At 39.3% G+C, this 14,096-nt stretch carries 11 protein-coding genes and 1 other RNA gene; 7 read left to right on the forward strand and 5 right to left on the reverse strand.

The window, feature by feature from the left end:
- Positions 1-28: 28 nt before the first annotated feature.
- Positions 29-1,441, reverse strand: coding sequence for a tetratricopeptide repeat protein (locus AC4PG5_RS00730; protein WP_492029593.1), 1,413 nt, complete (start codon positions 1,439-1,441; stop codon positions 29-31).
- Between the two features lie 72 nt (positions 1,442-1,513).
- The gene (locus AC4PG5_RS00735) at positions 1,514-3,253 is read right to left on the reverse strand and encodes a glutamine--tRNA ligase/YqeY domain fusion protein (RefSeq protein WP_492029594.1); all 1,740 of its coding nucleotides are present in this window, start codon (positions 3,251-3,253) and stop codon (positions 1,514-1,516) included.
- Between the two features lie 489 nt (positions 3,254-3,742).
- On the opposite strand from AC4PG5_RS00735, the gene AC4PG5_RS00740 reads away from it, so the two are divergent.
- On the forward strand, positions 3,743-4,345 hold the full coding sequence (locus AC4PG5_RS00740; protein WP_492029595.1) for a riboflavin synthase: 603 nt from the start codon (positions 3,743-3,745) through the stop codon (positions 4,343-4,345).
- 4 nt (positions 4,346-4,349) lie between these two features.
- Positions 4,350-4,895 (forward strand): nitroreductase family protein, encoded by a 546-nt coding sequence (locus AC4PG5_RS00745; protein ID WP_492030653.1) that lies wholly within the window; start codon positions 4,350-4,352, stop codon positions 4,893-4,895.
- A 400-nt stretch (positions 4,896-5,295) separates the two neighbouring features.
- Here AC4PG5_RS00745 and AC4PG5_RS00750 read toward each other — a convergent pair whose 3' ends face one another.
- Complete coding sequence (locus AC4PG5_RS00750; RefSeq protein ID WP_492030654.1) at positions 5,296-6,615, reverse strand: YihY/virulence factor BrkB family protein; 1,320 nt, start codon at positions 6,613-6,615, stop codon at positions 5,296-5,298.
- A 19-nt stretch (positions 6,616-6,634) separates the two neighbouring features.
- An RNA gene (gene rnpB, locus AC4PG5_RS00755) (RNase P RNA component class A) lies at positions 6,635-6,988 on the reverse strand.
- Between the two features lie 98 nt (positions 6,989-7,086).
- On the opposite strand from rnpB, the gene AC4PG5_RS00760 reads away from it, so the two are divergent.
- From AC4PG5_RS00760 to AC4PG5_RS00780, 5 genes are all read left to right on the forward strand, one after another.
- A complete protein-coding gene (locus tag AC4PG5_RS00760) occupies positions 7,087-8,070 on the forward strand; it encodes a C40 family peptidase (protein ID WP_492029596.1) in 984 nt (327 codons plus the stop codon).
- Between the two features lie 28 nt (positions 8,071-8,098).
- Positions 8,099-9,250 (forward strand): dipeptide epimerase, encoded by a 1,152-nt coding sequence (locus AC4PG5_RS00765; protein ID WP_492029597.1) that lies wholly within the window; start codon positions 8,099-8,101, stop codon positions 9,248-9,250.
- A gap of 216 nt (positions 9,251-9,466) precedes the next feature.
- A complete protein-coding gene (locus AC4PG5_RS00770; RefSeq protein WP_492029598.1) occupies positions 9,467-10,963 on the forward strand; it encodes a Do family serine endopeptidase in 1,497 nt (498 codons plus the stop codon).
- A gap of 205 nt (positions 10,964-11,168) precedes the next feature.
- Positions 11,169-12,029: a sigma-70 family RNA polymerase sigma factor gene (locus tag AC4PG5_RS00775; protein ID WP_492029599.1), complete on the forward strand. Its 861-nt coding sequence runs from the start codon at positions 11,169-11,171 to the stop codon at positions 12,027-12,029.
- Between the two features lie 106 nt (positions 12,030-12,135).
- Complete coding sequence (locus AC4PG5_RS00780; protein WP_492029600.1) at positions 12,136-12,540, forward strand: hypothetical protein; 405 nt, start codon at positions 12,136-12,138, stop codon at positions 12,538-12,540.
- A gap of 158 nt (positions 12,541-12,698) precedes the next feature.
- On the opposite strand, the gene tnaA is transcribed toward AC4PG5_RS00780, so the two are convergent.
- On the reverse strand, positions 12,699-14,072 hold the full coding sequence (gene tnaA / locus AC4PG5_RS00785; protein ID WP_492029601.1) for a tryptophanase TnaA: 1,374 nt from the start codon (positions 14,070-14,072) through the stop codon (positions 12,699-12,701).
- Between the last annotated feature and the right edge of the window lie 24 nt (positions 14,073-14,096).

The raw sequence follows: 14,096 nt of genomic DNA on the forward strand, positions 1-14,096 counted from the left end.
GTTATGATTTGTTTTGTATATGAGTGTGTTAGTTCGAGTTTGATAATAATTTTAGAAAGTGAATAATATCATCTTTACTTATGCGTTCTCCGTTTTCAACCTGCTTGATTAAGTCGTATAGTTCTTGTATTTCGTCAGTGGTTTCCGGTGAATTTTGAAGTTTCTGGATGAGGAGTTCCAAGAAAATGCTATTAAGACCTTCGTTGTCGATTCTTTGGCTTTCAGGCAAATGATTCATGATCTTATTAAGGTATTCAAATCCCTCTTCAAAATAATTATATTTGAAATATAAAATTACAATATTGGCCCATTCATTTTCTTGAAAGTTGAGGTTTATCCGATCAAATTGGTTATTTGCTTCCTCTATTCTCTTCTCAGCCAGATAGATTTCTCCTTCTATAAAGTCGATCTGTTTATTTAGAGGATTAAGCGCTTTACCTTTCTGGCAATAAGACCTCGCTTCATCGATCTTTCCAAGATTCACGCAACAAAATGCAAGCTGACTGTATAGGTTGTCTACTTCTTCTATATCTTCTTGTCGGCTCTCAATCTTTTGTTGGGCTAACAGATAAAAAGCATAGGCCTTGCTTAAATTTTCATTCTCTAAGTATAAGTTCCCGATCTCATAGTTGATGAGATAATCTGCATCTGTCAAGTAGTCGAAAGCCTTCTTTAGTTCCTCAATGGCCCGATCTACATTTTCGAGAAAAGTATATGATTTAGAACGTAAGATGTATGCATACAGTAATTGATCATTGATAGTTAATGCAAAATTACAAGCTTCAATACATTTGTTGAATGTAGAAAGATCGAAATAGCATTTTGCCAATCCCATCCAATAATCAGCGTTGTAGACATCTTTGTCAATTAGGAGGTTATAAAGTTCAATCGCTTTTTGAGTGTTTCCGGTATCTTGATAAAATTCGGCTAGTAGTTCATTTAAGCCCTCGTCTTCTTTTTTAAGATGAAGCCCTTTATCTAACCATATTATCTCCTCCTCTTTTTGGTCGAACCTCGAATAAAGTTCGGCAATGCAATAAATCAGATCCAGATCTTGTGTCGTTCTGTAATTTTCTAAAAACGCAATAGCCTCTTCCACTTTTTCCTCGCGTAGGAGTAATTCTGCTTTGAGAAGAATGTAGTCGTTGTTGTAGGTGTCGGTTAAGATAGATTCAATTTCTCTTGCTTTTTTAATCTGATTGGTTGCAAGGTAGAAGAAAGCCAGCTCTGTTAGTATTTCATTATTTCCTTGATGTATACTTAACCCATAATCAATGGCTTCCTGCGCTTCTTTGAATCGGTCATTGATAAGGTAAAAGTCGGCGATATCGACAAACTGGTCGCTATCTAAATAGATTGATTTATTTTCCGATTTTGCTGTTTCGTATATTGAGACGAGCTTACTGGTCTCGTCATCAGGCGATAATGGTTTATTTTTCATTCTTTCTATAATTAATGAGCCAACAGAATCTGTAATCAACTGTCGGCTCATTAAATTTATTTTAAGACTAGCTTATTTATTTAATTTTCCCCACGTGTCTTTTAGTCCAACAGTTCTATTAAAGATCAGTTTTTCGGCAGTGGAAGTTTTATCGATGTTGAAATAACCAATTCTTTGGAATTGTAGATAAGACAGAGGAGGAAGGTCTTTCACAAACTTTTCAACATAACATTCGCTCAAAACTTTTAATGAGTCTGGGTTGATGATCTCTTTCATTGCTTCAAAAGCTTCACACCCTTTGGCTTCACGGATGTCTGCCAATTCATCACGAGGATTTTCTACTTTCCATAAACGGTCGTACAATCGCACTTCTGCTTTTAAACAATGGTCACAGCTTACCCAATGCAATGTGCCTTTGACTTTTCTGTTGGCATCCGGCATTCCACTTCGGGTATTAGGATCGTATTCGCAATAGACTTCAACGACGTTTCCATTCTCGTCTTTTTTGCAGCCTGTACATTTTACAATATAAGCGTTCTTTAGGCGCACTTCTTGGCCCAGAGTCATACGGAAATACTTCTTAGGAGCATCTTCCATGAAATCTTCACGTTCCATCCATAACTCTTTGCTGAACTCAATGGTGTGGATGCCGGCATCCGGATCTTCAGGATTGTTGATGGCTTCCAAAGATTCAACTTGGTTTTCCGGATAATTGGTGATGATCAGTTTTACCGGATTGATAACAGCTGAGACGCGTGTTGAACGACTGTTTAGGTCGTCGCGGACAGCGCTTTCAAGTAATGCGATGTCGTTAAGTGCATCATAAGTTGTATAACCAATCTTGTTGATAAATTTATGGATAGATTCCGGAGAATAACCTCTTCTTCTAAAACCAGAGATCGTCGGCATTCTAGGGTCATCCCAACCATTAACCAACCCTTCCTTAACCAAAGTCAAGAGGTTGCGTTTACTCATCAGCGTATAACTCAAATTGAGTTTGTTAAACTCAGTCTGACGAGGACGATTATCGTTCAGATCTTCTCCTTTCTTTAACCAATCAATGAATAGATCGTATAACGGACGGTGTACAACAAACTCTAATGTACATAAAGAATGAGTTACGCCCTCAAAGAAGTCACTTTGTCCATGTGCGAAGTCGTACATCGGATAAGCTTTCCAAGTTGTTCCTGTGCGATGATGAGGGTGCTTCACTACTCGATAGATGATTGGGTCTCTAAAGTGCATATTAGAGTTGCTCATATCGATCTTAGCACGAAGTACCATTGCTCCTTCTTCTATTTCACCGCTATTCATCTTGTTGAATAGGGTTAAGCTTTCTTCGATAGGACGGTTACGATACGGACTCTCTGTTCCGGGGATGGTAGGCGTTCCTTTTTGTTGTGCTATTTTTTCAGAAGATTGTTCGTCTATATAAGCTTTACCTTCTTTAATCAATTCAACTGCAAAATCCCAAAGTTGTTGGAAATAATCGGATGCATAGTAAATATTTCCCCATTGATATCCCAACCATTGGATATCTTCTTTGATCGCTTCTACGTATTCCACATCCTCTTTGGTGGGGTTTGTATCATCAAAGCGAAGGTTGCATGTTCCTGCATATTTTTCAGCAATGCCAAAATCCATGCAGATTGCTTTTGCATGTCCTATATGAAGATAACCGTTAGGTTCCGGCGGGAAACGAGTTTGGACTTTTCCTCCATTTTTCCCCTCTTTAAGGTCTTTTTCTATTATTTGTTCAATAAAGTTTAGACTTCTTTTCTCACCTGTTTCTTCGTTTCTTATATCTGTCATAATGGTTATTATTAGCTTTGTATACAATAGAGTACAAAAGTAGGACTTTTTTTTATTTTACCACTATAGGTTTTTTTGTTTTTTTGGTTTTCCCTTGTGTTGCTCAATAATCCCTTCTTTAATTTGATTTTAGAAAAATAATTTAATAAAAATTAGGTTTGATCAAAGAGTAACTGTATATTTGTTCGTGAATTTAGATGCTGTAAGTCTAGTTGCTCTTTTGGTAATATTTTCAAAGTAAATTAAAAATATGTTATATGACATGTTTTATTATTTGGAGGGTATGAATAAAAGATTCTATATTTGCAGCGTTATCCTGAAAACAATCTTTTTACCTTAAAAAAAACTAATACCTATTGAAAACTGAAAAATGGGGCTTTGTGAAAAGCTCCATTTTTTTTGTTTATATCCCTTCTGTTCCACAAATTGAATTTGTATCTTTGCTCACGGTGATTAATTGTTTTGTAGTAATAACTAATGATAAATATTATGTTTTCTGGAATTGTTGAAGAATATGCCACACTAGTTTCTCTGGTTAAAGATCAAGAGAATATACATTTTACGTTTAAATGTTCGTTTGTGGGAGAACTCAAGATTGATCAAAGCGTTTCTCATAACGGCGTGTGTTTAACCGTTGTTAGCTTGACCGATGATACGTATACCGTTACGGCTATGAAGGAAACTCTTGAACGTTCTAACCTAGGACTTCTGCAAATTGGAGATAAGGTCAATGTGGAGCGTAGCATGATGATGAATGGGCGCTTGGATGGCCATATTGTTCAGGGACATGTCGATCAGGTGGCGACGTGTGTGGATATCAAGGATGCCGAAGGTAGTTGGTATTTTACCTTTAAGTATGCCTTTGATAAGGAAATGGCTCGTCGCGGATACATCACTGTAGATAAAGGATCGGTGACGGTTAACGGAGTGAGTTTGACGGTTTGTAACCCGACAGATGAAACGTTCCAAGTGGCTATTATTCCATATACTTTTGAGCACACAAATTTCCATACGTTCAAAATCGGTAGTGTGGTGAATTTAGAATTTGATATCATTGGAAAATATATTAGCCGAATGATTCAGTATAAATAAGATGATGGATGGTAAAGACTTTTTGCAGTTAGTCTCTTCTAGACAAAGCGATCGAGCTTTTGATAAAGGGCGATTGGTGGAAGAGGATAAACTCGATAGAATACTGGAAGCGGGGCGGTTGGCTCCGTCGGCTTGTAATGCTCAGCCTTGGAAATTTGTGGTGGTGACTGATCCTGATCTTGCTCATAAGGTGGGTCGATCGGCTAGTAGCCTGGGTATGAATAAGTTTGTTAAGGAAGCTCCCGTGCATATTCTGATTGTGGAAGAATCTGCTAATCTAACTTCGATGATTGGTACCAAAGTCAAAGGAAAATATTTCCCGTTGATTGATATTGGCATTGTGGCTGCTCACATGGCATTGGCTGCAGAAAGTGAGGGGTTGGGGTCTTGCATTGTTGGTTGGTTTAATGAAGATCAAATCAAACAATGTGTGGGTATTCCTGCTTCAAAGCGCCTTCTTCTCGATCTGATCATCGGTTATCCTTTAAAAGGTAAACGACCAAAATCTAGAAAAGATAAAGCGAAGGTCGTTTCGTATAATCGTTATTAACTCATGATTATTATATTTAATGGAGGATATGTCGCGAAACCGACAGATTCTCCATTTCTTTTTTTATGAGTTATTCTTTTTATTTGCGGGGGGATTGGTTGAATTTGAGTCTTTTGCTTTCTCTCTTTTTACCTATTATAAGTTGTTTTAGCCAAAAATATACTTGTTTTTTTGCATAGGAATTACCCCGTTTTTAAACTGGCTTTAGCTTTTCTTGTAGCTCCTTTAGTCGCACGATAAGCTCCTCTTTTTGAGCCCTCGAACGAGGGCTGAAGAGCCCTGCTTCGAGGGCCCATGGGTTTTCGTTCGAGGGCTGAAGAGCCCACGAACAAAGGCTCAACAAATAGAACCTCAGTAGCAGTAGATTAGGCTTAGCGAGCTTCTATTTAAGCTTAGATTGTTATAAATCCTTCAAGAGGACTTTACTTGCTTTCTTATAATATTCTTCTCTGGATTCGACTATGATCTTCCATTCATCGCTGAATTGTTCGTCCTTGTCTATTTTGAAATTCTCCGACCCAAAAGTGTCTAGCTTGTCGAGTAACACTGCGACATTGATTTGGTTGATGTCGATAGACGGTTGATAGGCAATCTCTTCACTCTTCTGATCGGTGACAACTTCATTAATAAGTCCGATCTCTTGTAATTGGTAAAGGATCTGCTTGGTGAGTCGTATAGGAATGTGGTGGTCTTCCGAAATCTGTCCGGCAGTATAAGGCCCCATGCCTTTCGAAAATCGTTTGGTGATTTGTGACATGATCAGAATGGAGATGAAGTCGCGATAGCGGCGACTGATGTTTCGGGTGTCCTTGTCGAAACTGAAGTGCCGAATGTTTTGACGGGCATAAGTCAGCTCGGCCCCGAATAAACAGATGGTCCAGGATATCTGAAGCCAAAGCAGAAAAAGAGGGAGTGCCGCGAAGCTACCGTATATCGCATTGTAACGTGAAACCCATAGCTGACTGCCGATGTATAGAAATTGAAAAGCTTGATACGCGCTACCGGCCAGAATACCAGAAGTAAAAGCGTGCTTAAACTTGACTTTAGTATTCGGCATGAAAATATATAAGCCGGTAAACATGAACCAAGTGAGAACGAATGGAATGAGTCGGATTGAGAATTTCAAAATCGGAGCAAGAAGGACAAAATCTTCCATCTGTTTGAGCATGGTGCTCATGAAAATGGAAACACCACCCGAGATCACAATAAGTATCGGCATTAACAGTAACATAGAGAAATAGTCTGTGACTTTTCTATACATGGATCGCGTCTTCTTAATGCCCCAAATCCGATTGAACGTGATTTCTATGCTGCTGATCAGGTTGAGGACCGTCCATAGCAACATGATTAACCCGACACCGACAAAAACGCCACTTTTGGTTTGTGATAAATAAGAATCTACAAATTGAAGGATGGTTTCGGTCGTTTCTGTTTTTCCGGCAAAAGAAGTGCGGAAAACATTTTCCATAATGTTTGAGAACCCGAATCCTTTAGCGATGGCAAAAAGAATGGCCAAAATCGGTACGATGGCTAATAGGGTGCTGTAAGTCAGGGCCGAAGCCTTGTTGATGATTCGGTCTTTATTAAACCGACTAATGCTAAGATAGATGGTTTTAATGATGTTGTAAATAGAAAATGTCCGTTGGTTGACCTCGTTTTCTGTAATGCGCCAGATATCATAGGTCAGAAATTTCCAAATGTCGGCCAGTTTTTTTTTCATCATCTTAGGTTTATTGAGAAAAAGCAGTCGCCCTATAAGCCGAGTTCTGTACTTAAAAAAGATTCTAAGTGTCTGTCATTTATCTGAGTGAAATGTCACCAAGTCACTTTAGCGGTCTACCCTCCGACGTCGAGCGAGCAGCTCTATTAATGCCGGTATACATGACCTTACAACCCCTAAGACGCACAGCCCGTATGTCACCATACGACTGGTGAGCTCTTACCTCACCTTCTCATCCTTACCTTTATAAAAGGCGGTTTTTTTCTTCTACGTTACTCTACCTTCGCAGATAGCTTTCTGTTAGGAAGTAGGGTGCTCTATGTTGCCCGGACTTTCCTCCTGTTTTTCAACACGCGACAGACCGGGCGACTGCTTTAAGTTGCAAAAGTACGTCAATTATTTTGTTTTTGCTATACTTTCTCCTAATAATCGAATATTTTAATATCTTTGTTGGTTTAAAATAAGTGCTTTATGAGAAAAAAAATAGTTTTAATCGGCTTGCTGTTTAGTGCTCTTTTAGGGCCTCTAAAGGTTTGGGGAATTGGCCTTTCTCCTGAGAATCCTGGTTATGGCGTTGTAAACGTTTCTGTTTGTAATTTGCGAGATGAAGGCAAATTTACATCCGGGATGATTACTCAAGCGTTGTTGGGAATGCCGATTAAAATATCTGAATTTAATGGGTGGTATAACATACAAACGCCCGATACTTACAGGGGATGGGTGCATCGTATGACGATTCAACCCATGAATAAACTACAATTTGACGCTTGGAATGCGGCAGAGAAAATTGTGGTGACTGCACATTATGGATTTGTTTATAGTCAACCTGATATTTCCACACAAACGGTATCGGATGTTGTGGCGGGTAACCGTCTGAAGTGGGAAGGGACATCGGGCGATTTTTATAAAGTATCTTACCCTGACGGGCGTCTGGGGTATATTAGTCGGACTATTTCTCAACCGGAGAATGTTTGGCGCTTAGGATTGAAGTCTGATGCCGAGAGTATTATTCGCACGGCTTATTCGCTGATGGGGGTGCCTTACCTTTGGGCCGGAACGTCATCTAAAGGGGTTGACTGTAGTGGATTTGTCCGTACGGTTTTGTTTATGCATGATATTATCATTCCTCGTGATGCTTCACAACAGGCTTATGTCGGGAAGCGTATTGAGTTTGGAGATCATGATGAAAATCTACAGCCTGGCGATTTAGTCTTTTTTGGTCGTCCGGCTACTGCTGATAAAAAAGAGTCTGTTTCTCATGTTGGTATTTATATTGGGAAGCATAAGTTTATCCATTCATTGGGAGATGTGCATGTCAACAGTTTCTCTTCTAATGATTCCGATTATGATGATTACAATACGAAAAGGCGGCTATTTGCAACACGTATTCTTCCTTTTATTAATAAGTGCGAAGAAATAACGACTACAGATCATCATCCTTTTTATAAGCCATAAATACTATTACATTTAAAACACACACGGAATGTCAACAAGAAGAGCTTTTTTAAAAAAGGCAGCCTTTGTTGTGGCTGGCTCGGGATTGCTGGTCGATGAGGCCTTGAGTCGTACTTCCTCTCCGTCTTTATTTGCAGTCCACTCATCGGGTTTGAATAAGAAGATGAAACTGACTTTCTTCCCTTATGAGTTAAACCTGAAACATGTATTTACGGTAGCGAGTTATTCTCGTAAGACGACTCCGGATGTTCAAGTTGAGATTGAATACGATGGGGTGACTGGGTATGGTGAGGCTTCCATGCCTCCATATTTGGGGCAAACGGTGGATACAGTCATGAGTTTTCTAGGAAAAGTTCGATTGGATCAGTTTTCAGATCCTTTTCAAATAGAAGATATTCTTGCTTATGTTGATGGTTTGTCGACTGGTGATACGGCGGCTAAAGCAGCTATTGATATTGCTCTTCACGACTTGGTGGGGAAATTGATGGGGCAGCCTTGGTATAAAATCTGGGGACTTAATAAGTTGCATACTCCATCTACCACATTTACGATTGGTATTGATACTCCGGATATGATTCGTTCGAAAACGAAAGAGTGTGCCGATCAATTTAATATCTTAAAAGTTAAATTGGGCCGGGATAATGATAAGGAGATTATAAAGACGATACGATCGGTGACTGATTTGCCTTTAGCGATTGATGCGAATCAAGGGTGGCATGATCGTCAACAAGCGCTGGATATGATCTATTGGTTAAAAGAACAAGGGATTGTGATGATTGAGCAGCCTATGCCTAAAGAACAACTCGATGATACAGCTTGGGTGACTCAGCATAGTCCTTTGCCTGTCTTTGCCGATGAGTCTTTGCAACGTTTAAGTGATGTACTCCCTCTTAAAGGTGCTTTTAGTGGGATTAATATTAAACTGATGAAATGTGGTGGGATGCGTGAGGCTTGGAAAATGCTGACTTTGGGTCGTGCTTTGGGGATGCGGGTGATGATTGGATGTATGACTGAAACCTCTTGTGCGGTCTCTGCCGCGGCTCAACTTTCACCTCTGGTCGATTTTGCGGATTTAGATGGTAATTTATTGATCTCCAACGATCGGTTTAAGGGGATGGAAGTGATTAATGGAAAAGTGACATTGACTGATTTACCGGGTATTGGTGTCGTGAGAATTTGAAAGAATTTTGGAATTGTTGATTTGTTAAATAGGTCAATGTGTAATGAATGTAAAAAAAAGAGGATTTGACGTTAAGCGCTGTTAAGTGTAATTTATTCATTGTTAAAAGAGAACAAAAAATCAATAGCAATAAAACATCCATGCTGATAATGTTATTATTTTAACGTCATATAAGTTAAACACGATTGAATATTAACATTTAAAAGAATTATAATCATGAAACAGACAACAAAGAACATTTTGGGAGTTGCAGCTATCGTTCTTCTCAGTTCGGGGGTGGCAGGATTGACCACTTATAAGATGTTGAAAGCAGAAGAACCAACGAATGCTTCGTTCAATGATTTATTCAAGCAGAATCCAAATTTAAATCTTGCGTCTTATAGTGGCGTTAATGCCCAACCGATTGACTTAACAGGGGCAGCAGAAAGTTCCCTTCATGCGGTCGTTCATATTAAATCAACGCAAGGCGTTTCTAATCAAACCGTTGATCGACAAGCGCCTGATATTTTTGATTTCTTTTTCGGAGATGGTCGTCGCCAACAGCGTCAACCTCGTGTTGGTTTTGGTTCCGGAGTGATTATCTCACAAGACGGGTATATTGTAACGAATAATCATGTGATTGATGGGGCTGATGATATTAGTGTGAAATTGAACGATAACCGTGAATTTAAAGGGCGAGTTATTGGGGCGGATCCTAGTACGGATTTGGCTTTGATTAAAATAGAGGCTGATGATCTTCCTACGGTTCCGGTAGGTGATTCCGATGCGTTAAAAGTAGGAGAATGGGTTTTAGCTGTGGGTAATCCATTTAACTTGACTTCTACGGTAACAGCCGGTATTGTGAGTGCTAAAGCCCGTACGTTAGGTGTTTATAATGGAGGTATCGAATCGTTCATACAGACCGATGCGGCCATTAATCAAGGTAATAGCGGTGGCGCTTTGGTGAATGCTAGGGGAGAATTGGTGGGTATAAATTCTGTGTTATCTTCTCCAACAGGTGCTTATGCCGGTTATGGTTTTGCTATTCCGACCAGTATTATGACTAAAGTGATTTCCGACCTTAAACAATATGGCACGGTGCAACGTGCGTTGTTGGGTATTCGAGGAGGATCGCTGACCGACGAACAGTTTAGTGATGAATTGAAGAAGAAAGTTAAAGAACTAGGGGTTGTTGAAGGGGTCTTGGTTGCTGAAGTTATCGACGGTGGATCGGCCTCCGGTGCAGATATTAAAGTCGATGATGTTATTGTTGGTTTGGACAATAAGGTTGTGAAAAATATGGCCGATTTACAAGAGGCTATAGCTAAACATCGTCCGGGTGATAAGGTTAAAGTGAAAATAATCCGTAATAAAAAGGAAAAAATCATAGAAATCACCTTAAAGAATGAACAAGGTAATACTAAGATTGTTAAAGAAGCAGGTATGGATATTCTTGGAGCTGCTTTTAGAGAATTACCGGATGATTTGAAAAAACAGTTGAATTTAGGTTATGGATTGCAAGTGACCGGTGTTACTTCTGGTAAAATGGCTGATGCCGGAATAAGAAAAGGATTTATTATTCTTAAAGCTAACAATCAAGTGATGCGTAAAGCTAGTGATCTGGAGACCGTAATGAAAGAAGCAGTGAAATCTCCTAATCAGGTGTTATTCCTCACCGGAGTATTCCCTTCAGGAAAGAGAGGCTATTTTGCCGTTGACTTGACCCAAGATTAAACAATATATAGGTATTTAGTTTTTTAGATGTTTTAAGGTGAAAAGATGATTAGTGGGATAATGATTTTAAAAAGGGTGTCGGCTATGTGATGATCGGCACCCCTTTTAATGTTCTATTGAGAACTTCTTGCAAAAAAAAGTAAGTTGAAAATAGTTTTATACGGATAAAATGTAGTAACTTTGCACTCCAAATCTGTTTTTAAGAATGAGACAATTAAAGATTACCAAAAGTATCACTAACAGAGAAAGCGCTTCTCTTGACAAATATTTGCAGGAAATAGGTCGTGAGGACTTGATTACTGTAGAAGAAGAGGTAGAACTTGCTCAACGCATTCGTAAAGGAGATCGTGTGGCGTTGGAAAAATTAACACGTGCGAATCTGCGTTTCGTAGTATCTGTAGCTAAGCAGTACCAAAACCAGGGTTTGAGTTTGCCCGACTTGATTAATGAAGGGAATCTAGGACTGATTAAAGCTGCCGAAAAGTTTGATGAAACACGTGGATTTAAATTTATCAGTTACGCTGTTTGGTGGATTCGCCAATCTATTTTGCAGGCTTTAGCCGAGCAATCACGTATCGTTCGTCTTCCATTGAATCAAGTAGGGTCTTTGAATAAAATTAGTAAGGCCTTTTCTAAATTCGAACAAGAAAATGAACGTCGTCCGTCTCCTGAAGAATTGGCAGATGAGCTGGAAATACCGGTGGATAAGATTTCTGATACGTTAAAAGTATCCGGACGTCATATCTCGGTAGATGCCCCATTTGTTGAAGGTGAAGATAATAGTTTGCTAGATGTATTGGTGAATGACGATTCGCCTATGGCAGACCGTTCTCTTGTTAACGAGTCTCTTGCTAGGGAAATTGATAGAGCTCTTTCTACGTTAACCGATAGGGAAAAAGAAATCATACAGATGTTTTTCGGTATCGGACAACAAGAAATGACATTGGAAGAAATCGGCGACAAATTTGGACTCACACGTGAGCGTGTCCGCCAGATTAAGGAAAAAGCAATCAGAAGATTAAGAGCTAGTAATCGTAGTAAATTGCTCAAATCGTACTTGGGATAAGTAGGATGTATTAATTTCCGACATTTTAAGAAAATATAAAAACGGTTTATCTTTGCGTGGATAACCGTTTTTTTTTTATCTTTGCCGTTAATATAATAGATTAATTATGAAATATATAAAGTCTGTATTGACCGTATTATCGATGTTTGTTCTTTGTACGGCATTTTCTGCAAAAAAAGATGATCCTAAGATCGTGTATGCATTTGGACTCTCAGCTTCATTTACCGATACGGTAGTTTGTTATACCGATATTCAAATATTGGATAGTGTCAAATTGACCAAAACCGATTTTCTTCCTAATCGTGATTTGTATAGTTACCAGCTCAAGAACTTTGTGGAGGGTGTGGGCTACCAAAAGACGAGTACGAGCATGATTTATTTTTCAGATAAGAAAAGTAAATTGGAGAAAGAGAGAGAGTCTCTTTTGAATAAATATAGAAAAAATAAGGGTCTGACTTTAAAACTGATTGAATCTAAAGATTTCCGTTTTGTAAAACCTGTTGTTGAGTAGTTTCTGCTATAAGATTATTGTAGAACTTTCGATACTGATTAAAATATAGATCCCTCATTTACTCTTTCAAATAATCGATAGGAAAGAGTCGAATGAGGGATCTTTTTATTTAAGAACCAAACTTTTGGTCTGATTTACTTAGTTTTTGTTGATTGCTTTTATAATCGTTCAAGTTGTACTGTGAAGTGGCGCATTAGAGGGGCTTCCCATGCGATACGTACACCGTGGGTAATGGATTCTCTACGTTCGTATACATTTCTTAAAGCTGCTGCAATAACGTCCATATGGTTGTTGGTATACACGCGTCTTGGAATCGCGAGGCGAAGAAGATCGAGTCCATTGAAACGGTTTTCTCGGGTCACCGGATCTCTATCGGCCAAGAGATACCCAATTTCACATCCACGAATTCCGGCTTCTAAGTAAAGTTCTACGGTTAGTGTTTGTGCAGGGAATTCTTCTTTAGGAACATGAGTCAGAACTTTAGGAGCATCTACGAAAATTGCATGTCCGCCTGCCGGACGTTGGTAAGGTATCCCATATTCGTCGAGTTTTTGAGCGAGATATTCCACCTGTTTGATACGAGTCTCCAAATTGTCGAACTCCGTATTCTCGTCTAATCCTATAGCTAAGGCATTCATGTCACGCCCGTTCATACCTCCGTAAGTGAGATAACCCTCAAACTGAACACAGAATCCTTTTGAACCGTCGTACCAATCCTGTTTTCTAGTAGCAATGAAACCTCCCATGTTGACAACGCCGTCTTTCTTTGCACTCATGGTCATGCCGTCTGCGAGATCGAACATTTCACGGGTGATTTCTTTGATAGTCTTATCGGCATAGCCTTCTTCTCTCGTTTTGATGAAATATGCGTTTTCTGCAAAACGGGCAGAATCAAACAATACCGGTTTCTGATACTGATCGGCTAGTGCACGTACTTCGCGTAAGTTTTGCATAGATACAGGTTGTCCACCGGCTGTGTTGTTCGTAATCGTCACGATGATAAATGGGATTTTCTTATCATATTTTTTTAAAGCATCTTCTAACTTTTGGGGGTCAACATTACCTTTGAATGGAATTTCGAGTTGAGTTTGTTTGGCCTCGTCAATGGTGCAGTCTAGTGCAATAGCGTGTCGTCCTTCGATGTGTCCTTTAGTAGTATCGAAGTGGGAATTTCCAGGAACAATATCTCCTTCGTGTACGAGGTAAGAAAATAGAACATTCTCGGCTGCACGACCTTGATGTGTTGGAATAATATATTCAAAACCTGTGAGACGGGTAATCGTGTCTTTCAAACTGAAAAACGAACTAGCGCCGGCATAGCTTTCGTCCCCCAACATAATGCCTGCCCATTGACGATCACTCATAGCGCCCGTTCCCGAGTCTGTGATTAAGTCGATGTATACTTGCTCAGATTTGAGTTGAAAGACATTGTAGTGTGCTTCTTTTATCCATTGTTCCCGTTCTTCACGAGTGCTTTTTCGGATGGGCTCAACCATCTTGATTTTCCAGGATTCGGCAAAAGGTAATTTCATTATCGTATTATTTAAGTTATTGTG

The sequence above is a fragment of the Bacteroides sp. QWL-09 genome (assembly GCF_058683585.1).

Coding starts and splice junctions, on each gene's coding strand:
- AC4PG5_RS00730 (WP_492029593.1), bottom strand. CDS start 1,441: ATGAAAAATAAACCATTATCGCCTGATGACGAGACCAGTAAGCTCGTC.
- AC4PG5_RS00735 (WP_492029594.1), bottom strand. CDS start 3,253: ATGACAGATATAAGAAACGAAGAAACAGGTGAGAAAAGAAGTCTAAAC.
- AC4PG5_RS00740 (WP_492029595.1), top strand. CDS start 3,743: ATGTTTTCTGGAATTGTTGAAGAATATGCCACACTAGTTTCTCTGGTT.
- AC4PG5_RS00745 (WP_492030653.1), top strand. CDS start 4,350: ATGGATGGTAAAGACTTTTTGCAGTTAGTCTCTTCTAGACAAAGCGAT.
- AC4PG5_RS00750 (WP_492030654.1), bottom strand. CDS start 6,615: ATGAAAAAAAAACTGGCCGACATTTGGAAATTTCTGACCTATGATATC.
- AC4PG5_RS00760 (WP_492029596.1), top strand. CDS start 7,087: ATGAGAAAAAAAATAGTTTTAATCGGCTTGCTGTTTAGTGCTCTTTTA.
- AC4PG5_RS00765 (WP_492029597.1), top strand. CDS start 8,099: ATGTCAACAAGAAGAGCTTTTTTAAAAAAGGCAGCCTTTGTTGTGGCT.
- AC4PG5_RS00770 (WP_492029598.1), top strand. CDS start 9,467: ATGAAACAGACAACAAAGAACATTTTGGGAGTTGCAGCTATCGTTCTT.
- AC4PG5_RS00775 (WP_492029599.1), top strand. CDS start 11,169: ATGAGACAATTAAAGATTACCAAAAGTATCACTAACAGAGAAAGCGCT.
- AC4PG5_RS00780 (WP_492029600.1), top strand. CDS start 12,136: ATGAAATATATAAAGTCTGTATTGACCGTATTATCGATGTTTGTTCTT.
- tnaA (WP_492029601.1), bottom strand. CDS start 14,072: ATGAAATTACCTTTTGCCGAATCCTGGAAAATCAAGATGGTTGAGCCC.